The sequence below is a fragment of the Tessaracoccus yangjingae genome, assembly GCF_055326235.1.
Genome location: NZ_JBUZNN010000005.1, coordinates 209,485 through 227,811 on the forward strand (window position 1 = coordinate 209,485; position 18,327 = coordinate 227,811).

Annotated in this window: 21 protein-coding genes and 1 pseudogene; 10 read left to right on the forward strand and 12 right to left on the reverse strand. The window is 67.4% G+C overall.

Features of this window, described 5'->3' with window-relative positions; genetic code table 11:
• The first annotated feature begins 86 nt into the window (after positions 1–86).
• The 3 genes and pseudogenes from ACZK5D_RS09685 to ACZK5D_RS09695 all read left to right on the forward strand — a co-directional run.
• Positions 87–395: an AbrB/MazE/SpoVT family DNA-binding domain-containing protein gene (locus ACZK5D_RS09685; protein WP_458995471.1), complete on the forward strand. Its 309-nt coding sequence runs from the start codon at positions 87–89 to the stop codon at positions 393–395.
• Positions 392–703 (forward strand): hypothetical protein, encoded by a 312-nt coding sequence (locus ACZK5D_RS09690; RefSeq protein WP_458995472.1) that lies wholly within the window; start codon positions 392–394, stop codon positions 701–703. Before ACZK5D_RS09685 ends, ACZK5D_RS09690 begins: the two co-directional genes overlap by 4 nt.
• A 148-nt stretch (positions 704–851) precedes the next feature.
• Positions 852–1,133 (forward strand): annotated as a pseudogene (locus ACZK5D_RS09695) (substrate-binding domain-containing protein); the annotation flags it as partial.
• A 38-nt stretch (positions 1,134–1,171) separates the two neighbouring features.
• On the opposite strand, the gene ACZK5D_RS09700 reads toward ACZK5D_RS09695, so the two are convergent.
• The 9 genes from ACZK5D_RS09700 to ACZK5D_RS09740 form a co-directional block, all read right to left on the reverse strand.
• Complete coding sequence (locus ACZK5D_RS09700; protein ID WP_458995473.1) at positions 1,172–2,083, reverse strand: carbohydrate ABC transporter permease; 912 nt, start codon at positions 2,081–2,083, stop codon at positions 1,172–1,174.
• Positions 2,080–2,994 (reverse strand): carbohydrate ABC transporter permease, encoded by a 915-nt coding sequence (locus ACZK5D_RS09705; protein ID WP_458995474.1) that lies wholly within the window; start codon positions 2,992–2,994, stop codon positions 2,080–2,082. The genes ACZK5D_RS09700 and ACZK5D_RS09705 overlap by 4 nt, the downstream gene beginning before the upstream one ends.
• 68 nt (positions 2,995–3,062) lie before the next feature.
• Positions 3,063–4,427 (reverse strand): ABC transporter substrate-binding protein, encoded by a 1,365-nt coding sequence (locus tag ACZK5D_RS09710; RefSeq protein WP_458995475.1) that lies wholly within the window; start codon positions 4,425–4,427, stop codon positions 3,063–3,065.
• Positions 4,428–4,453: 26 nt separating this feature from the next.
• Complete coding sequence (locus ACZK5D_RS09715; RefSeq protein ID WP_458995476.1) at positions 4,454–6,568, reverse strand: beta-galactosidase; 2,115 nt, start codon at positions 6,566–6,568, stop codon at positions 4,454–4,456.
• Positions 6,569–6,649: 81 nt separating this feature from the next.
• The gene (locus ACZK5D_RS09720) at positions 6,650–7,669 is read right to left on the reverse strand and encodes a LacI family DNA-binding transcriptional regulator (RefSeq protein ID WP_458995477.1); all 1,020 of its coding nucleotides are present in this window, start codon (positions 7,667–7,669) and stop codon (positions 6,650–6,652) included.
• Positions 7,670–7,773: 104 nt separating this feature from the next.
• Positions 7,774–8,427 carry an LmeA family phospholipid-binding protein gene (locus tag ACZK5D_RS09725; RefSeq protein ID WP_463665143.1) on the reverse strand — a complete coding sequence of 218 codons (654 nt, stop codon included), beginning with the start codon at positions 8,425–8,427 and terminating at the stop codon, positions 7,774–7,776.
• 100 nt (positions 8,428–8,527) lie between these two features.
• Positions 8,528–10,771: an MMPL family transporter gene (locus ACZK5D_RS09730; protein ID WP_458995479.1), complete on the reverse strand. Its 2,244-nt coding sequence runs from the start codon at positions 10,769–10,771 to the stop codon at positions 8,528–8,530.
• Positions 10,768–11,319: a hypothetical protein gene (locus ACZK5D_RS09735; RefSeq protein ID WP_463665144.1), complete on the reverse strand. Its 552-nt coding sequence runs from the start codon at positions 11,317–11,319 to the stop codon at positions 10,768–10,770. The genes ACZK5D_RS09730 and ACZK5D_RS09735 overlap by 4 nt, the downstream gene beginning before the upstream one ends.
• Before the next feature lie 218 nt (positions 11,320–11,537).
• The gene (locus tag ACZK5D_RS09740; RefSeq protein WP_458995481.1) at positions 11,538–11,834 is read right to left on the reverse strand and encodes a nucleotidyltransferase family protein; all 297 of its coding nucleotides are present in this window, start codon (positions 11,832–11,834) and stop codon (positions 11,538–11,540) included.
• 468 nt (positions 11,835–12,302) lie between these two features.
• Here ACZK5D_RS09740 and ACZK5D_RS09745 point away from each other — a divergent pair, with 468 nt between their 5' ends.
• From ACZK5D_RS09745 to ACZK5D_RS09755, 3 genes are read left to right on the forward strand one after another with little or no spacing between them, the layout of a single operon-like run.
• Complete coding sequence (locus ACZK5D_RS09745) at positions 12,303–12,602, forward strand: helix-turn-helix domain-containing protein (protein WP_458995482.1); 300 nt, start codon at positions 12,303–12,305, stop codon at positions 12,600–12,602.
• The gene (locus ACZK5D_RS09750) at positions 12,599–13,852 is read left to right on the forward strand and encodes a type II toxin-antitoxin system HipA family toxin (protein ID WP_463665145.1); all 1,254 of its coding nucleotides are present in this window, start codon (positions 12,599–12,601) and stop codon (positions 13,850–13,852) included. Before ACZK5D_RS09745 ends, ACZK5D_RS09750 begins: the two co-directional genes overlap by 4 nt.
• Positions 13,853–13,911: 59 nt before the next feature.
• Complete coding sequence (locus tag ACZK5D_RS09755) at positions 13,912–14,079, forward strand: hypothetical protein (RefSeq protein ID WP_463665146.1); 168 nt, start codon at positions 13,912–13,914, stop codon at positions 14,077–14,079.
• Between the two features lie 10 nt (positions 14,080–14,089).
• Here the strand turns inward: ACZK5D_RS09755 and ACZK5D_RS09760 are convergent, their stop codons facing one another.
• From ACZK5D_RS09760 to ACZK5D_RS09770, 3 genes are all read right to left on the reverse strand, one after another.
• A complete protein-coding gene (locus tag ACZK5D_RS09760; RefSeq protein WP_463665147.1) occupies positions 14,090–14,494 on the reverse strand; it encodes a hypothetical protein in 405 nt (134 codons plus the stop codon).
• A gap of 604 nt (positions 14,495–15,098) precedes the next feature.
• Entirely contained in the window at positions 15,099–15,461 is a 363-nt protein-coding gene (locus tag ACZK5D_RS09765; protein ID WP_463665148.1) for a type II toxin-antitoxin system death-on-curing family toxin, read from the reverse strand.
• Positions 15,458–15,661, reverse strand: a complete 204-nt coding sequence (locus ACZK5D_RS09770; protein ID WP_458995487.1) for a CopG family transcriptional regulator — start codon at positions 15,659–15,661, stop codon at positions 15,458–15,460. The genes ACZK5D_RS09765 and ACZK5D_RS09770 overlap by 4 nt, the downstream gene beginning before the upstream one ends.
• A 209-nt stretch (positions 15,662–15,870) precedes the next feature.
• On the opposite strand from ACZK5D_RS09770, the gene ACZK5D_RS09775 reads away from it, so the two are divergent.
• The 4 genes from ACZK5D_RS09775 to ACZK5D_RS09790 all read left to right on the forward strand — a co-directional run bounded on the left by ACZK5D_RS09775 (position 15,871) and on the right by ACZK5D_RS09790 (position 17,581).
• A complete protein-coding gene (locus tag ACZK5D_RS09775; protein WP_463665149.1) occupies positions 15,871–16,101 on the forward strand; it encodes a FitA-like ribbon-helix-helix domain-containing protein in 231 nt (76 codons plus the stop codon).
• Positions 16,088–16,489, forward strand: coding sequence for a type II toxin-antitoxin system VapC family toxin (locus ACZK5D_RS09780; protein ID WP_463665150.1), 402 nt, complete (start codon positions 16,088–16,090; stop codon positions 16,487–16,489). Before ACZK5D_RS09775 ends, ACZK5D_RS09780 begins: the two co-directional genes overlap by 14 nt.
• A 194-nt stretch (positions 16,490–16,683) precedes the next feature.
• Positions 16,684–17,307: a hypothetical protein gene (locus ACZK5D_RS09785; RefSeq protein ID WP_463665151.1), complete on the forward strand. Its 624-nt coding sequence runs from the start codon at positions 16,684–16,686 to the stop codon at positions 17,305–17,307.
• Positions 17,297–17,581 (forward strand): hypothetical protein, encoded by a 285-nt coding sequence (locus tag ACZK5D_RS09790; protein WP_463665152.1) that lies wholly within the window; start codon positions 17,297–17,299, stop codon positions 17,579–17,581. The genes ACZK5D_RS09785 and ACZK5D_RS09790 overlap by 11 nt, the downstream gene beginning before the upstream one ends.
• The last annotated feature ends 746 nt before the right edge of the window (positions 17,582–18,327 follow it).

Sequence of the window (18,327 nt, forward strand, 5' to 3'; positions counted from 1 at the left end):
CTCTGCATGACGCGGCGTCTCGAAGTCAGCTATCGTGCAGTAATACGGTTCTGCTGTTGTACCGCTGAACGGCGTATCATGGGCGCATGAGCGCACCCACCACACCCCGGTACCTCGGCATCCAGGGCCGAGGCACCATCGCGCTGCCCGCCGACGTCAGACGCCGCCTGCACCTGGACGAGCCGGGCGCGCAACTGGAGATGACCGAGAGGGACGACGGCGTCATCGAACTCCGCGCAGCGCTACCTGTCCCCGCAGATCAGCTCTGGTTCTGGACCGAGCGCTGGCAGGAGCGCGAGCGCGAGGTGGACGAGCACGTCGCCGCGGGCCGCGTGACGCGGCACGAGTCCACCGAGGACTTCCTCGACCACCTTGGCCGCCTCGAGGAACAGTGAGATTCGAGACCACGCCCGCGTTCGACAACGACGTCCGGCGGCTCAAGCGCGAGCATGCCGCGGACTTCCGGGCCATCGTGAAGGAGAGGTTCGCCCCGGCGTGCGATGCCTACGCCGCTGATCCGGCCACGCCGTGGCCGGCCTCCCTGCGCGTGAAATCCGTGCGCGCCGCGCCCGGCATCCTGGAGATGACCTGGTCGTTTGCCAGCCACGACGGGCGGGCCACGTTCGAGTTCGTCACGGTCAACGGCGAACTGCTCTGCCTGTGGCGCCGGGTGGGCGACCACGACGTGTTCAAGCACCCGTAGACAGCGGACGACGCAACCCGGCTCTGGCGTTAGTGAGTGCGCCGATGGAGGGCCTTGTTGGGCCTGATAGGGCCCCGGCCGCCGACGCCCGGAGCGGCTACGCGACGTACCGCCGCAGCACGTCGACCCAGGCCCGGTAACCGGACCCGTTGAGATCGCGCTGGCCTGCTACAACGACGACGTGGCCCTCACCATGCTGTCGGCCGCCCGGGCGCTCGGCTTCACGGTGCCTGAGGATGTCGCGGTGATAGGGATGGACCACACGCCGCTCTCCCACGTCTCGATCCCACCGCTCACCACCATCGAGTACGATCTCGCGGCCGCCGCCCGCTACGCCATCGTCGGACTGCTGCGCTCACTCGGCGCGGGGACCCCCACCGTCACCCCGTCACCGGCCGAGCTCCACCTGGTCGAGGGCGGGACGGTCTGACCCCGTCGGTTGACGTACGGTGACGCATCTGACGACGACTACTCCTTGACGCCTCCGGTGGCCAGCCCGCTCTGCCAGTAGCGCTGCAGGAACAGGAAGGCGATGATCAGGGGCGTGATCGCGACCAGCGACCCGGTGATCACCGTCGAGAACAGCGCCTGAGACCCTGATCCGCCGCTGGCGGCCTGGCTCTGGAAGGCCAGTCCCACAGTGAGGGGGTACAGCTCGGAGCTGGACAGCATGATCAGCGGCAGGAAGTAGTTGTTCCAGGTGGCCACCAGGGCGAAGAGGAAGACGGTGACAAGCCCGGGCCCGAGCAGCCGCAGCCCCACTCTCCAGAAGATCGAGAACTCCCCGGCGCCGTCGACGCGGGCGGCCTCGAGCAGCGAGTCCGGGACAGCGTCCTCCGCGTAGACCTTCATGAGGTAGACGCCGAACGGGCTGACGAGCGACGGGATGATCACCGCCCACGGCGTGTTGGTGAGCCCGAAACCGGCGAACAGGAGGTACGTCGGGAGCGCCAGGGCAGTCATCGGGATCATGATTGCGCCGAGGACGACGGCGAACATCGCGTTCTTGCCCGGGAAGTCGTACTTGGCGAACGAGTAGCCGGCCATGGTCGCAAGCACAGAGGCACCCACTGCGCTCACACCGGCATAGAGCACGGTGTTCCAGATCCACCGCACATAGATTCCGTCGGATTGGGTGAACACGTCCACCAGGTTCGGCCAGAGGTTCATCGCAGTGCCGAACCAGAGGCCGAACGTGGTGAACAGGTCGCCGTTGTCCTTGGTGGAGGAGATGATCAGCCACACGATCGGCAGCAGGAAGTAGGCGGCCAGCGCCCAGAGCATCACGGAGAGGACGGTGGACTTGCGTCGGCTGAAGTGCTGCCGGCGTCGGGGGGCATCGACGGCCCGCTGAGGTTCATCGAGGGTGGTGGTGCTCATCGGCTGCCCGTTCGGTTGGCGCCCAACTGGACGACGTAGGAGATCACTGCAATGAAGAGGCCCAGAGCGAATGCCATCGCCGCGGCGTAGTTCACGTCCTGGTTGATGAACGCCTGGTTGTAGGCGTAGAAGTTCGGCGTGTATGCCAGATCGATCGCCGCGGGATTGAGCACACGCATCAGGCTCGGTTCGGTGAACAGCTGGAAGGTGCCGATCACCGAGAAGATCAGCGTGAGCATGATGGCGCCTCTGATGGCGGGGATCTTGATCCTCAAGGCGGTCTGGAACTGGTTGGCCCCGTCGATGGCAGCCGCCTCGTACAGCTCGGTCGGGATGGAGCGGAGGGCCGCGAACATGATGATCATGTTGTAGCCGACGTACTCCCAGGTGACCACGTTCATCATGGAGCCCAGGATGTTGTCCGGGCTGAGCAGCTCAGGCGAGCCCAGGCCGACGGCGCGCATGGCCTGCGCGATCGGCCCGAAGTCGTCGCCGTAGAGGTAGCCCCACATCAAAGCAGCCACAACGCCCGGAACCGCGTAGGGCATGAACGCGATGAGCCGGACGGCCCGCTGCCCACGGACCAGGCCGCTGTCGAGGGCGAGGGCGATGAACAGCGCCAATCCGAGCATGATCGGCACCTGGACGATCAGGAACAGCCCCATGCGCAGTAGCCCGGTGAGGAAGGCCGGGTCGGTGAAGACTCGGACGTACTGGTCGAGACCGGCGAATGTGACGCCGCCGATGAGGGACGACCGGAACAAAGAGACGTACAGCGCGTATGCCAGCGGCACGAGCAGCATGAGGACGAAGACGATCATGAACGGCGCGACGAGCGCGTACGCGGCGCGGCGACGGTGGCGGGTGACCGCAGTGATCCGCGGCCTCGCCGGCGCGATGGTGGTAGACATGAGAGCTCCCAGGGTGGTGGACAAGAGGGGCGGGGGGACACCGGACAGGAGTCCCCCCGCCGGCTACGTCACTTGGTGACGGTGAAGCCCTGCTGGGCGGCGTAATCGGTGAGGCTCTTCTCCCAGGCTGCGGTCGCGCTCAACAGGTCACCCTTGTCAGAAATGGCCTTTCCGACCGTTTCCACGAACTGTGCATAGGTGAAGTCCATGAACGGCAGCCATCCGAAGTCCGGCGTGACGGTGTCCGAGATGTCGGCGAACAACTGGTTGACGTTCTGCCCCCCGAAGAACTCGGCCTTGGTGTCTGTGAAGCGCGGGTCGGTGAGGGTGGCCTTCGTCGTGGGGAAGAAGAACTGCTTGTTGGCGAACATCAGCGTCGAGTCGATGTCGGTGTTGATCCACTTGGCGAGTTCGTAGGCGGCGATCGGATTCTTCGTGGGCGACATGACGGCGTTCGTCGACCCGCCCCAGTTGCCGGACACGTCGAGGGAGGCGTCCCACTGCGGGATGCGAGTGGCTCGCCACTTCCCAGAGGTCGTGGCCGCCGTCCCCTGCAGGAAGACCGGGCCCCAGGCGGCCGTGAGCCAGTTGGCGTACTTGCCGTTGGCCAGGCCCTGGTACCAGGTGTCGTTCCAAGCGGGATCGAGCGCGACGAGGTCGTTCTGGACCAGGCGCGTCCACATGTCCATCACCTTGACGACGTTCTCGTCGCCCGTGAGGTTGATGCGGACCGACTTGTCGCCGTCGAACCCGAACGGGCGGGCGCCCGCCTGCCAGTAGAAGCTCGAGAACTGTCCCGCCTCGTTCGGCGAGAGGCAGGTGATGTACGCGCCCTTGGAGCGGACGTTCTCGGCTGCTGCCTCGTAGTCGGCCCAGGTCTTGATGGCCTCCCCATCGACACCGGCGGCGTCGAAGAGGTCGGTGCGGTAGAGCGAGCCCAACGGTCCGGAGTCCTGCGGGACGGCCCAGATCTTGCCGTCGAGCGCCACCTGCTTCCACACCCATTCGACGAACTGACTCTCCAACTCGGCCGCGCCGTACGGGGTGAGGTCGAGCAGATTCTTGGTCACGGTGAAGGACTGGATGTGCTGGAACTCCACCTGCGCCACATCGGGGACGCCCTGGCCGGCCTGCAGAACGGTGCGCATCTTCTTGTAGTGATCGGCGCCCTGACCGACGTTCTCGACCTTGACCTTGATCTTCGGATAGGCCTTCTGGAACAGATCGACCTCTGCCTGGATGTCGGGCACCCAGGTCCAGAAGACGAGCTCGGTCTCCGTGTCGAGCGCGGCGGCGCGCTCCTCATCGGTGATGCCTGGGGAAGACGACGACGGCGCCGCGGTCTGGCCTGGCGTGGGCGAGCAGGCGGCGAGGGCGGCGACGCTGCCGACCGCCAGCGATGTCCCCAGAAGGGTGCGACGGGTGAGTGGCATGGGGTACTCCTTGTGTGGTGGTTGGACTACTTGGCGGTGAAGATGAGTGATTGCCAGCTGGTGAGTTCGATCTCGACGCCTGCCTCGGCGCCCAGATCCTGGGTGAGTTCGACCATGTCCGCCGGCGGGGTGACGCGCGCCGTGGTCCCGGACCAGTTGTGGACGAAGTAGTAGCGCACGCCCCGGGCGACCCCCGAGAGCACGGTCACCGAAGGATCCCTGGTCCAGGCTCCGGTGAGCGGAGAGGGAAGGAGGTGGCGCATCAGATCCGCCGCCAGGTCCCGGTTCGGCACCGTCCCGACGTACGTGATCCAGCCCTCGCCATGGGGGGCGGTGGTGACGGTGGGGTACTCGCCGAAGACGGGATGGTCGTAGCGCGCCAGGACCGTCGCCCTGTCGTCCGCGACGACGCCGTCGGCCCAGTGCAGCGCTGCCGCCCCGTCCGACAGGTCCATTCCCTCTCCCCGCACCCCCAGCGGCTCGAGGAGAGTGGTGAACTCGTCATAGCTGACACCTGCAGGTTCACCGACGACGTCGGGAGCGACGGGGACGCGGGCGCGCGCCTCCTCGTCGCCGTAGCCGGTCCGGATGCCGAGGACGAGATGCCCGCCGGCGGCTGCGTAGTCACGCAGGCGCTCCAGCTGCTGCGTGGTCGCGGTGTAGAACCCCGCCGCGACGAGCACCGGGTGCTGGGCCACGAGTTCCTCGACGGACAACCGGTCTGCCTGCTCGGCGTGGAGCACCCGGACCTGGGCGTCGGCATCGCACGCACCGCCATGGAAGGCGTTGACGACGTCGTGGTAGGCCGCCGGGTTCGTCTTGATGAATCCCCCGACCGACCCCGCGACACCGGGCGCGAACGGGGGTTGGAAGGACAGGGCGTACTTCGAGTCTGTGGCGTACAGCAGCGTGACGTCGGCATCCGGGACGTAGCCGTCGAGTCGATCGCCCAGCTTGGCGAGGATCCGGCCCAGCTCAGCGAGCTCCCGGTAGACCCTCCCCGGCCGCTGGCTGTGCGGTAGGACGCCGCCCCAGTAGGTCTCGGTGCCGAAGTGGTTGGTGTGCCAGTGCCAGTACTCGATCATCGCGGCCCCCCGCGCGACGAGAGCCAGGCCGGCCTGCTGGAGCTGGCCCGGGTAGGGCGGGAGATTGAGGCTGGACGATCCGATGGCCTGGGCGTTGGTCTCGGTGACCAGGAACCGCGCCTGCTTGGCGCCGTACGAGCGGTCGGCCAGTTCCAGGAGGCCGTTGGTGCCGGTCCGCATCCAGACGTCGGGGCGTGACAGGCTCTGCGTCCTGGCGAGATGGTCCTGCATGGAGTAGTAGGGGTTGGTGGCCGTGACGTCGAGCCGCTCGTTGAGCTGTCGCTCATCCGCCGCGGGACGGTCCAGCGCGACGCAGGTGGTGACGAACTGCCCTGTCCGGGCGTATTCCCGGACGATGTCCGCCTGCCAACCGATGAACTCTGAGATGCATTCGGCCTGAAAACGACGCCAGGCGAGGTCGTACTGCGGCTGGGCGTTGCCCTCCGGAGTCCACAGCTCGCGCCAGTCGGAGAGTCGGTGGGACCAGTACACCAGGCCCCACTCCCGATTCAGTTGCTCGACGGTGCCGTACCGGTCCTTCAACCACTCGATGAACCGCTCGAAGGTGCCCCTGTTGTGCAGGAGGATGGGCCCGGGCTCGTTGTCCACCTGGAATCCGATGACGGCGGGGTGGTCTGCGTATCGGGCGACGACCTTGCGGATGACTCGCTCCGCGTGGAACCGGAATCCCGGATGGGTGACGTCGACCTCCTGACGAGCGCCCCACGGGTGACGCTGACCGGACGCGGTCTCCCCCGCGATCTCCGGGTAGGCATTAGCCAGCCACGGTGGCACTGCATAGGTGGGCGTGCCGAGGATCACCCCGATGCCGCGGGCGTGAGCGCCGTCCAGCACCGGCTGAAGCCAGTCCAGCTCGAAGACCCCGTTACGCGGCTCCCACGTGGACCACACCGACTCCCCGACGCGGATCACGGTGAAGCCCGCCTCACTCATGAGGTCCAGGTCCCGGTCCAGCGTGTCCCCCGGTTGATACTCCAGGTAGTACGCCGCACCGAACCGGATTCCGCTCGGTTTGTAGATCGACGACGATGTCATGTGCCCGCTCCTTCGCAAGTGTTACCGCTCAAATTTTGAGCGGTAACACTTTGGATGTCAAGGGGCCGGGCGGTGGTTTCTTCAGGAGCGCCTGGGCTGCGCCGTGGACTCCCGGACCACCAGGCGGGCCGGGTAATGGAAGGGCGGCGAAACGAACCCCTCGTCGATCCTGCTCAGGAGGGAGTGGAGCAGGCGGCGGCCCAGGCCCTGCGAGTCGACCTGGATGGTCGTGAGGGGTGGAGTGTAGAACGCGGCATCCGGCACACCGTCGTACCCGACGACGCTCACATCACCGGGAACGCTCAGTCCGTTTCTCCTGAGCCAGTGCATCGCTCCGAGGGCCATTGAGTCGTTCGCCGCCACCACGGCGGTGATCTCTGAGCTCATGATGCCGACGTCGGCGTCGAGGTTCTCCATGGCGTCGAACCCGGACTGCGCCGACCAGTCCCCCTCGCCCTCTGCGACGTTGGTCAGCCCACGGGCGGCTGCCACGGTGCGATACGCCAGCGTCCGACCTAGCGCCGACCGCCACCCGGTGGGGCCCGCGACATGGGCCAGTCTCTGGTGTCCGAGGTCTGCCAGGTGATGAATCAGTGCGCCGAAGGGATGGGAGCCGGAGTCGTCATCGGCCGCCTCAAACTCCACCGGGCACCGGATCGATGCAGCCTTGACCCGCTCCAGCATGGCGTCCGACGGCGCGATCACGACCAGGCCGGCGAGCTGCATCCGGGTGAGGGTGTCCACCGCACCCTCGATCGAGAGGGGATCCTGGCCGTCGATGGCCAGGATGTCGAACATGTAGCCCGCCTCCCGCGCAGCGGCCGCCGCGCCGTTGACGAGCATCTGCGGGGAGCGTTCGTCAAGGTCCGAGGCGAGAGCGCCGATCCGCCTGGAGCGGTTGGTGGCCAGGAGTCGAGCCGACTCGTTGGGACGATAGTCGAGGTCTTCCAACGCCTTGCGCACCCGATCCCGGTTGGCCGGCTTCAGCTGGGCTCCGTTGAGATACCGCGCCACAGTCTGGTGCGACACCCCGGCCACCCTGGCCACGTCGTAGACCGTGGCCGCCTTGGCGCCCACGGTCGAAGTACGAGAGTCAGGCATGCGTCAACTCTATGGCTCCGCGTGGCACGGTTCTGGTTCCCCTAGCGTCATTGGGATCGGTCTGGCTGCGGGGGGCTGCCTCACCGCGCGGTTCGGCGACCCCCTCACTGGACCAGGCGGACGTTGTCTCCCGTGAGGTTGGCGCGGAAGCCGTCGTCCACCACCTCCACGCTCCGCAGGACGACCCCGTCGGGCAGGCCCTCGATGCGGTGCTCGAACGTGATCAGCTCGCGCACCAGACTCCCCAGCAGGTCTGAGATGAATCTGGGCCCACCGATGTCGATGGAGGTCGGCACCATCACGAGCGTGCCGCCCACCACCGTGACCGTCCCGGTGGCGCCGACGGGGAGGCTGCGTCCCAGGGCCTCCACCTCGGTGTCGACGCGCACCTCACCCCCGTCGGCTGCGCTCAGGGTGGCGTTCGGGCCGATCTCAGCGGCCACGACGTGGAACGGGACCGTGGCCGTCAGATCGAGGTGGCGGGCGACGAGTCCGTCCGGCCCCGAGGTCACGTCGGTGCCGCTGCCGACTACGTCGTAGAGCGGCGTTCCCGCGGCGAAGACCGAGCCGGCGGTCAACGAGATGTCACCGAGCCAGACCTCGTCCTCGGCAAGGCCCGGAGGAGGGGTGGCCCCGGTGACCGGTCCCGCCGTCGACGAGGCCGACGGGGTGTCGGTCGGCGTGGAATCTGCGCCGTCGACCGGCCGCGTGATCGACAGCCAGAACAGCAGCAGCGCCAGGGCCATGATGCCGAGCATTCCGAGGGCGCCGATTGCCCAGTCGAGGGCGCGCGACCGTGGGGGTCGACGCGACTGCGGCGCAGGAAAGCCCCCACCATCTGAGTGGACCGGGCCCTGGTCAGGAACTTGCACGGGTTCTCCTCACACGGGTGCGCCTCTCGCGCTGCAGGATGCCGGACGGCCAGCTGCTCACCGGGCCCACCAACGTGATCAGCGACGGCACGAGCAGCGCGCGCACGACGAACACGTCGATCAGGATGCCGACCCCGAGCAGGAAGCCGAGCTCGCGGAACGGTCCCAGCGGGACCAGGGCCAGGAGCCCGAAGCTGGCGGCCAGCGCGAGCCCCGCTGAGGTGATCGCTCTCGTCGACTCCGGGGTCGCGACGAGGAGCGCGTCCTTCAGCGACCGGTTGCGGGCCTCCTGCCAGACGTGCCCGACGGCGAAGATGTTGTAGTCGGACCCGAGCGACAGCAGCAGCACCGAACCGGCGAACGGGACGTAGAACGTCAGGTCGTCCTGCCCGAGGTAGTCCTGGAAGAACAGCACCGACAGGCCCAGCGTCGCCCCGAGCGCGAGGACGCTCGACGCGAGGAGGTACAGGGGGGCGACCAGCGCCCGCAGGAAAACCACCAGGAGCAGCAGGTTCACGGCCAGCGCGACGAGCCCGATCCGGAGCAGGTCGTTGGTGGTGTCGGCGATGATGCCCGAGGCGAGTGCGGTATCGCCGGCCACGGCTGCGGTGACCTCGCCGAGACCCGCGTCGGCGGCCAGCTGCGGGAGTGCCGCCTCGACGCGCGCGAGCGTCTCGATCGCCGTCGCCTCGAGGGGGGTGCTGTCGAGGATGACGAGGAAGCGGACGGCGTCGCCCGACTCGGCGGTGAAGGCGCCGACATCGTCAGCGGCGGGGAGGTCGCCGGGACCGATCACGCCCGCCACCCCGTCTTGAGCCTCGAGGGCCTCGCCGAGCTGGGCGACCTCGTCGGTCTTCTCCCCCACCCCCGGTCCTTCGAACACGATCTCGGTCGGGGAGATGATGCCTGGGGCGAAGCCCTTGCCGGCGGCATCCGCCGCGCGCTGGGCGCTCGTCGTCTCGGGGAGGGACTGGACGAATCCGAGGCCGAGGTCGAGGTTGCGCGCGTGGTACGCGCCGAAGCCCAGGCCCGCCACGCACAGCAGCACCAGGACGAAGGCGGAGCCGCGGTGCGCGACCGCCCGGGTGAGAAGGGAGGGCCGCTCGCGCACCTTCGCGGGTTCGGCGACGAGGGTGCGCGGCCAGAACGCGGCCCGGCCGAGGATGGCGAGCAGCGCCGGGACGAGGGTGATCGCTACCACAAGCCCGGTCAGCACGGTGAGCGCGAGCGCCGGCCCGAACCCGCTGAAGAGTGGGGACTCGGCGACCAGCAGCGACGCCGTCCCCGCCGCGACCGTCACGCCGGCGACGGTGACGATCGGCGTGAACGACGCGGTGGCCAGGCGGGCCGCCTCGAGGCGGTCGTGGCCTTCGCGGAGCCGGGTGCGCAGCCCGGAGAGGTAGAAGATGCAGTAGTCGGTCACGATGCCGAGGAGGAGCGCGACGATGAGCGGCCGCAGGTCGGCCGGGATCGACACGTCCATGACGGTCGCGGCCCACCCGGAGACGCCGAGCGTGACGAACACCGCCGCGCCCACCGAGATCAGAGTCAGGGCCGGCGCCATCAACGAGCCGAACGTGAGCGCCACGATCGTCAGCACCGCCAGGACGGTGGCCACCTCGACGATGTGCACGTAGGAATTGAGGACCAGCCCTTGGGCGGCGCGCGCCGGGATCGAGCCCGTGACGCCCACGTAGGCGTCGGAGGCGTCCGTGAGCTGCTCGGCCGCGAAATCCTCCACCACCTGGGTCTGCTGGAAGAAGTTCAGCGTGGGGTCCGCGAAGACGAAGGTGACCACCGTCGTGTTCGTCTCGCCTGCGCCGGGGAACGCTCCCTCGGCGTTCGGCACCGGGATGGCTCCCAGGAGCTCCGTGTCGTACTTGCCCTGGTTGATGGCGATGCCACGCATGACGGCCTCGGCCTGGACCAATGGGGGCAGCCCCTCGGGGTTGCGCTGCACGATCGCCGCCCGGCTCAGGAGGGGGAATCCGAACAGCTCCATCGAGCGCTGCTCGGCCGCGAAACTCGCGTCGTTGGCCCCCAGGGCTTCGATGTCGTTGGCGGAGCCCTGCATGGGCGGAAGCAGCACGGTCGCCGCGACGGCCGCGGCCACCCATCCGACGACGATGACCCATCTCAGCGCCACGACCACTCGGGCGTAGCCGTACCAGAGTGTCGCCATGAAGCCGCGGCGGGGCTCCGCCTCGACCGGCGCAGGCGCCTCGTTCATGACGTGGCGCTGGGGCTGGGGTTGGCGCCGGAGCTGGGCTCGGGGCTCGCGCTGGGCTCGGGGCTCGCGCTCGGGTCTGCGGTGGAGTCAGGGCTGGCGCTCGGCTCCGCGGAGGGTGACTGACTGGTCTGGGGGTCCCTCCCCGCCTGGGCCAGGCACTCCTCGGATGCCCCGTCGGCCGTCTCGCGGGCGTCCTGCAGACGGTCGAGGGTCTCCTGCAGGGCGCGCGCGTCCTGCGCCTCCGCTCCCCTGGCGAGCTCGTCGACGGCGTCGTCGACCACGAGGTTGTACTCGGCCGCGCGGATGCAGGCGTCGGACACGGCACCCGGCTCCGACGTCGAGTCGTCCGCCGACGGCGACGGCGACGGCGTGGGGCTGGCGCTGATGATCGACTGCGCATCCAGTGGGGTCGCCCACCCGATGCCCAGGAGGAAGACGCCCGCAGCTGTGGCGAGCGCGATCCCCGCCAGGAGCCCGATCAGGAGCATCACCCCACCGCTGAGTGAACTCCCGCGGCGCGAGGTGCTCCGGTGCTCGTCAACTGTCATCGATCCTCCTGGTGCAGGGGGCCGCACCCGGCCCGGCGGGGCACAGCTGTACTGCGATGCTAGTTGTCGGGCGCGCATCGAACGGGCTTTCGTGCAGGTTGAGGACGTCGCGCGGGCTCGGCACCGCACAGCAGCCGTGCTCTCAGGCCCCCTGCGGACTGGAGCCCGGGTTGTTGAGCGTTAAGTGAGGTGCGTGTCCCGACGTGGGATCCAGCAATTCACGCCGCGACATAGACCGGCTCCGCCTCCAGGAGTACGTGTTCACGCAATGCAGGGTGTAGGGCCCTTCGAGCCACCAGATCAACCCTGCGCCTGAACACGACAGCCAACTCGTCCGACAGGTCCTCGATCTCCCAACCCAGGCGCGCACCAGGGGCGAGCGTGTACAACAGGTCGATATCGCTGTCGGCGTCAGCCTGGCCACGCGCAACTGACCCGAACACCTCCAGCGAGGAGATCCCATACCGCTGGCATATGTCGCGCAGCCGTTGACGATCAGGCCCAGCGATCCCCACTGCGACCCCTCCCCTCGAACCAATGCCAACAATTCACGGCGGACGCGGAAGGTCAGGGTGCACCGGCGCCTAACTGCGGTCACGAAGGAGTTCGGCTAAGGAGTAAATCCGTGGAGCATAGGGGACTCGAACCCCTGTCCAAACGCGTTTGACTAGGAGTTTACTGCATAGTGGGCCGCGTCGTGCTACCGATGTGCTACAAACAAGCCCCGCATAGCAGCCTGCGCCCGTTAGGCGTCCACCGGGCCATTCACTACCCGGTCCTTCCACCTCGCGAGCTGCGTGCAGAACATCGTTCTACATCGGTGCGGCGCCCGGAGGGTGGCGACTCAGCCTTGGGGCGAAGAGCAGGCGCGACTCGGACGCCGCTGGAGGATGGCTGTCGTTGATGTGCCAACCGATAAAGGTCGGTATCCTGACCGTTAACTGATACAGTGCTCATGATCGAGACCCTTAAGGAGCTGCCTCATGGTACGTCCGACCTCAGCCCGCACACGCATCGCTGCAGAGACCATCGGCGAGCACCTGCTTGCCTGGCGCAAGCTCCAAGGTTTGACGGCTGCGCAGGTCGCAGAGCGGGCTGGGATCTCACGAGGGACCCTGCGCAAGGTAGAGACCGGCGAGTTGGGCGTCGGCCTTGAGGCCTTCCTAAATGTCACAAAAGTGCTTGGCGTGCTGGACTTGCTTGTTCAGGCAGTCGACCCTTATGAGACGGAGCTCGGGCGCGCGCGCGCAGATCAAGCCCTCCCACAGCGGGTCCGGCCATGACCTCGACCCCAGCCTCGCTCGACGTCAGCACGACAGTCAACGGTGAGCAGGTGTTGGCGGGGACGGCGCATTTCACCCGGCGCCGAGGCACGTTGTCGACAACCTTCAGGTACGCCGACAGTTATCTAGCCAGCCGGGGTGCCTATCCGATCGACCCGGCCTTCAGCCTGTATGCGGGCGCACACGTCAGCGCCGGCCTTCCAGGCGCCTTCTCCGACTGCGCGCCAGATCGATGGGGCAAGAACCTCATCACAAAACGGATGCACGCGCTCGCCGCCCGTGAGAACCGCCCCGCCGTGGGACTCTCGGACGTCGACTTCCTCATAGGTGTCAGCGACCTGACACGTCAGGGCGCGCTGCGTTTTCAAGCGGGACCGGACGAACCCTTCTTGGACCCCGACCCGGAGGTCCCCAAGCTCGTCGAGCTACCGCGTCTGATGCGCGCCGCTGACAGCGTCGCCCGCGATGGAGGCGCCGACCTCGCAGCGATCAAAGTGCTGCTCGACGCCGGCTCGGGGTCTCTGGGTGGCGCGCGTCCGAAGGCCTCGGTGCGCGACGGCGATCGATTGCTGATTGCGAAGTTCCCTCACCCCGGTGACGAGTGGGACGTCATGGCGTGGGAAAGGACTGCTCTGGACCTCGCCCAGCTCGCCGGAATACGGACCCCTCGCACCAAACTCCTGCGTGTCGACGGGGCCAGCGTGCTGCTCCTTGATCGGTTCGACCGCCAAGGCGCGCGGCGCGTGCCGTACATCAGCGCCATGACACTGCTCGGCGCACGAGACGGAGACGTGCACGACTACACCGAGATTGCGGAGACGCTGGTCGATCACGCCGTCGCACCAAAGGAGGACCTCCGTGAACTTTGGCGTCGGATAGCGTTCTCCATTGCGATCCACAACACTGACGACCACCTGCGCAACCATGGTTTCCTGCGTGCAGGTGCGGGTTGGATCCTGGCACCGGCTTTTGACGTCAATCCCAATCCAGACCCGGGAACCCAGCGTGTCACCGGTATCGGCGGTGCGCGCGCACGGGTCGACGAGGTTGGAGCCCTGCTTCGCTACGCGGACGTCTTCGACATAGACGCCCAACAAGCGCAGTCGGTGCTAGGCGAGGTGGCGAGCGCAATCGAGAGGTGGCGGGAGGTCGCGGCGCGGAACGGCGTCATCTCGACGGAGATGGCACGTTTTCACGCAGCGTTTGACGGGGGGCACAAGGCCTTGGTCCAAGCCATCTCGCACATCTAAGCCACGGTGAAAGGCCGGAAGCACACAACACGGCTCGCTCGTCGTCGATGCTCCTCCCAGTGTTCCCTCTGCTCCTTGTCATCGTCGTCTTCTTCTTCATCATGGTCCTCATCACCATCTGCATGACGCTGATCAGCAAGGCCCGGCCGCCCTCATCAACGCATGGCTCACCACTGCCCCAAGTGCCAGGCGGCCTCGATGTCGGGATGCTGTCCGGGGGTACCTGAGCAGTCGCCCTCATCTGCCGCGCTGTGAGCGGTCGGACATGTCGGATCGCTCGGGATGGTACCGGTAGGCGTGCAGGGCATAGGGCTGGCTGCCCGGTGTGGCGGGGACGAGGGTGCCGAACCCCTGATGTGAGACCGACGCGTAGGGCACGCGGTCGAGTGGGGCCGCGACCAGGGCGTCACTGAGGTCGGCGACGATGTCGCCCCACCTCCAGTCGGCCGCCTCGCGGATGAGTTCGAGCCCCCGGTCACTGACGCTCAGGTGGCTGACATCCAGCCTCGCCTGGTTGTAGTTGGTCGAGAACGCCGATCCGCGGTGCTCGGCGTCCTTGATCATGATGGCGCTGGCGGCCTCGGCGCCGACCCAGAAGCCGGCATACCCCCAGCCCGCGGAGACCTTGAGCTTGCCCGCCATGACCGGTCAGCCACCCCAGGCCCACGTCGAGGGCGCGGGCGTCCACCGGCGGACGGACGACGATGTTGGCATACAGGGCGCGGGTATCCCAGTCGCCGCGCGACCACATCGGTGGTGCCGCGACCCCGGCCCCGGTCAAGCTCCCCTCGATCCCGGCGGCGGTCAGGCGGTTGGCGAGCTGCACGATCCACGGGTTGACTTGCTCGTCCAGTCCCTCAATGAGCAGCATCCAGCCCTGCGGGCCCAGGAACCAGCCATCGTTGTCCGGACCCTCCTCGACAGCGGGCAGGGCGGAGTCCAGGACGGCCCCGTCCGCTGCTTCGTCTTGAGGAGCAGGTAGTTCGTGCCTCGCCGCCCAGGGCCTTCGCCGTCCGGGCGATCCCCCTCCAGTTCACCTCGACCATGCCACCATCCTGCCCACGGCGGCTGGCGAGCGCGAACCGAGGCCAACGGCGCATCATCAAACACCGCCCAGCTCAGATAGAGGAAGGCCCAGCCTCGCTGCGGGCAAGAGCGGCTTGCCGATCATCCGGATCTGATGGGTTCTACCGAGTGTCTGGCTGCACTTGGCCCGTGGGTCGATGGGCGCTTGACTGCACCGTGGTCAGTGCCAACTGGCAAGTTGGCTGGCGGCGTCCTGGTAGTCCGTGGCTCCCGACGCGAGCGCGACCACCAGGTCGTAGGCGTCGTCATCTGGTGCGGCCAGCGCGACGTCGTTCAGGCCGTAGAACACGACCACGGCAAGCCACCCCAGCCGCTTGTTCCCATCCACGAGCGCGTGGTTCCTCACCACCGACTCGAGGAGAACCGCGGCCTTGGTGTCCAAGTCCGGGTAGGCGTCGCGGCCGAACACCGTCACGTGCGGCCTGTGGACAGCCGAATCGAGCAGCCCGATGTCGCGCACCGGCCCCACGCCGAGGTCGGCGACCAGCGTCAGGACGTCCTCCAGCGTGAGGTATTCGATCACTGGCCGAGGCGGTCGAGCAGATCTGCGTAGCGCTCACGGGCGGCGGCGGACAGGCGGCGAACCTTGTCCTCGCGGACGTGGCGGGCGGCGGCCTCTCTGATCGCCCGGACCGTCGCTTCCTGCTTGCTCACACCCTCGGCTTCTGCGAGGAGGGCAAGGGCCTTCTCGTCCTCGGGTTCCAATCGCAACGTCATGGCCATGGGTGAAATGCTACCACCTTGGTATCACTCTCACCTGGCCGCTCTTAGCCCGGTTCCTAACCCCACCAAGGTTCTGTGACCACGACCACATATTGGGGGGACAGAGCGGCTCGGGTCCGATCAAGCAGCTGCATGCCTTCGAGCAGCCAGTCCGCAGATGCCGAGTTGCCTGCGCTCCATTATGGCGCGCATGGCGCCATAATGGCTCCATGCCGAACATTCAGATCAAGGACGTTCCGGACGACACGCACGCTGTGCTGCGACAGCGGGCGGCCTCGGCGCACCAGTCACTGCAGGAGTACCTGCGCTCGAAGCTGATCGCCGAAGCCGCCCAGCCGACGCTGGACGAGGTGTTGGCCAGGGCCGGCGGGCGTGCCGGTGGATCGCTGCCGCTGGCCGACGCGGTGAGCGCGTTGCGGTCCGATCGTGCTCGTCATTGACGCCAGCGTCCTGGCCGTCGCCCTGCTCGACGACGGCCAGGACGGTGACACAGTGCGGGACAGGCTGCGCGGTGAACAACTCGCCGCGCCCGCACTGATCGATCTTGAAGTGGCTTCGGTGTGGCGCGGCCTGGCCCGCGGTGGGCACCTGGATCCGCGCAGGGTCGGGCTTGCCCTCGACGACCTGAAGGATCTGCCAGTCCAGCGCGTCGAGCACACCCCGCTTCTGGTGCGCTGCTGGGAACTGCGGGACACCCTCACCGTCTATGACGCCGCCTACGTTGCCCTCGCCGAAGCACTCCAAGTGCCCCTGCTCACCGGCGACGGGCGCCTCTCGAGGTCCACTGGCCCACGCTGCACCATCGAGGTCATCAAGACCCATCGCTGACGTCACGGCCACTCCGCGCCGCGGCGACTTCCGGACGCTACGCCTGGACGCGCGAATCCTCGAGGTTGCACTTCATGGGACAGCATCAGGCTGGACCGTGGCCCGGTTCCCGTCCTCCGGCGGACATGTGAAGCGTCCCTCCGCTCCGGCGGATTGACACATATCATCCTGAATAGGACGATATGTGTATGCGAGTGACTGTCTCAGATGCCGCCGACGAGGCCGGGGTGACCACCCATCAGATCCGCGCCGCGTTGCGCGACGGCACACTGCAGGCCCGGCATGCATTCGGCCGCGAACCGGTCCTCGACGACATCGCCGTCATCGCCTGGAAACGCTCACGCTCCCGGGGTCGGCGCTGGAGTCACCGCGCCACCCAGGCAGCCCTGGACCTGCTCAGCACCGGTACCACCACCAAGTTCACCGGTTCCGAACTGAGCCGGCTCCGGCGGGTCCTGCGCACCGCCACACCCAACCACCTCGCGTATCTTGCCGGCGGGCTGGACGGCACTTGGGCCAGGTACCGCGCCCTCGAGACAGTGAGGGGACTCCCCCCGATCGGCCCATCAGCGGGCAGCGACATCATCGGGTTCGATATCGCCGGTCCTCGCAGGGTGTCCTTCGTGGAGGTCGAGGACCTCACCGACTTCGAAACCCGCGCTCTCGTCGCCCCCGACGGAGAAGGGGACCTCGGCGTCGTCGAGCGGCGACCCGACCGGCGAGTCGCCCGCATCCTGCTCGACACCTACCTGCTCGGCGACAGCCGCGAATCATCCGCCGCAGCACAGGCACTCAGCGAACGCGCACGTGACCTCTGACCAGTTCAACCTGCTCGACGAGATCGCCAACGTCCTGCCACCAGCCCACTGGATGCTGGTCGGCGGGCTGATGGTCCACGCCCACGCCACCCTGGCCGGGGTCGGAATCAACCGCCCCACCCTGGACGCCGACATCGTCGTAGAGGTCATGACCGCCGGCAGCTACTCGGCAGCGGCGAAAGCCATCCAACAACTGGGGTTCGAGCCGCACGACCCCGTCACCCCGACGCCCCGAGCTACCGTTTCGACCGCGAAGCTGACCGGATCGACCTGATGGTCCAGGACAGGAGAAGGGCTGTGCGGTTCCGGAGGAGGACCGTGTTGCAGGTGCCCGCCTCGGACTCGGCCTTGAAGAACACACAGAGCTTTGTGCTGCTGTCCGGCTCAACCATCCGCATCCCCAGCCTGGGCCGAGGCGCTGGCGCTCGAAGGCGCGGCGGTTGGCAGAGGCACGCACCGCAGCACATAGCCTGTGGGTGCGGCTGGACGCGACCATGGCGCTCTTCGCAATTGAGCGTCGCCCCCACGCTCAGATAGGTCGCGGCACTGAGGCGACAGTGCTCATTCGAAGTGTGCGCCCCCAGCCAATGGCGGAGTGAGCCCGCTGGCATGCTTTATCAGTTGGTAGCTCGGTTGTGGCGCGGCAGGCCATGAGAATTACCCCATGGCCGTCAAGGGAAGATCAAAACTGATCTGACGTCATGCACCCTAAGCGGTGCTCGGTCCGCTATTCTAGTGGCTTGTCGTTGAAACATGTTTACGTTTCCGCTCGATTCGATCAGGATCTGGCCGGGTGTTGTGACTCGCAGGAACGGGTGTTTGCGGCGGTACCATCGACCAGCGGGAGCGCGTGACGTCGAGCGATCCACCGCCATCTCAGCAATGCCGGCAGATTGGGCAGTGCCCGCTCCCCGCCGGTCTGCCCCGGCATACTCGACCTGAGCCCGGCCCTGTGACACCGACTACTTCTGCAGCCCTCTTCTTGCCTTCGTCTTGCGCGCCCGCAGATCCTGCTGCATT

What these genes read in the sequence shown, in the direction of transcription:
- ACZK5D_RS09685 (WP_458995471.1), top strand. Translation starts at nt 87, where the DNA reads ATGAGCGCACCCACCACACCCCGGTACCTCGGCATCCAGGGCCGAGGC.
- ACZK5D_RS09700 (WP_458995473.1), bottom strand. Translation starts at nt 2,083, where the DNA reads ATGAGCACCACCACCCTCGATGAACCTCAGCGGGCCGTCGATGCCCCC.
- ACZK5D_RS09705 (WP_458995474.1), bottom strand. Translation starts at nt 2,994, where the DNA reads ATGTCTACCACCATCGCGCCGGCGAGGCCGCGGATCACTGCGGTCACC.
- ACZK5D_RS09710 (WP_458995475.1), bottom strand. Translation starts at nt 4,427, where the DNA reads ATGCCACTCACCCGTCGCACCCTTCTGGGGACATCGCTGGCGGTCGGC.
- ACZK5D_RS09715 (WP_458995476.1), bottom strand. Translation starts at nt 6,568, where the DNA reads ATGACATCGTCGTCGATCTACAAACCGAGCGGAATCCGGTTCGGTGCG.
- ACZK5D_RS09720 (WP_458995477.1), bottom strand. Translation starts at nt 7,669, where the DNA reads ATGCCTGACTCTCGTACTTCGACCGTGGGCGCCAAGGCGGCCACGGTC.
- ACZK5D_RS09725 (WP_463665143.1), bottom strand. Translation starts at nt 8,427, where the DNA reads ATGCTCGGCATCATGGCCCTGGCGCTGCTGCTGTTCTGGCTGTCGATC.
- ACZK5D_RS09730 (WP_458995479.1), bottom strand. Translation starts at nt 10,771, where the DNA reads ATGAACGAGGCGCCTGCGCCGGTCGAGGCGGAGCCCCGCCGCGGCTTC.
- ACZK5D_RS09735 (WP_463665144.1), bottom strand. Translation starts at nt 11,319, where the DNA reads ATGACAGTTGACGAGCACCGGAGCACCTCGCGCCGCGGGAGTTCACTC.
- ACZK5D_RS09745 (WP_458995482.1), top strand. Translation starts at nt 12,303, where the DNA reads ATGGTACGTCCGACCTCAGCCCGCACACGCATCGCTGCAGAGACCATC.
- ACZK5D_RS09750 (WP_463665145.1), top strand. Translation starts at nt 12,599, where the DNA reads ATGACCTCGACCCCAGCCTCGCTCGACGTCAGCACGACAGTCAACGGT.
- ACZK5D_RS09760 (WP_463665147.1), bottom strand. Translation starts at nt 14,494, where the DNA reads ATGGCGGGCAAGCTCAAGGTCTCCGCGGGCTGGGGGTATGCCGGCTTC.
- ACZK5D_RS09770 (WP_458995487.1), bottom strand. Translation starts at nt 15,661, where the DNA reads ATGGCCATGACGTTGCGATTGGAACCCGAGGACGAGAAGGCCCTTGCC.
- ACZK5D_RS09775 (WP_463665149.1), top strand. Translation starts at nt 15,871, where the DNA reads ATGCCGAACATTCAGATCAAGGACGTTCCGGACGACACGCACGCTGTG.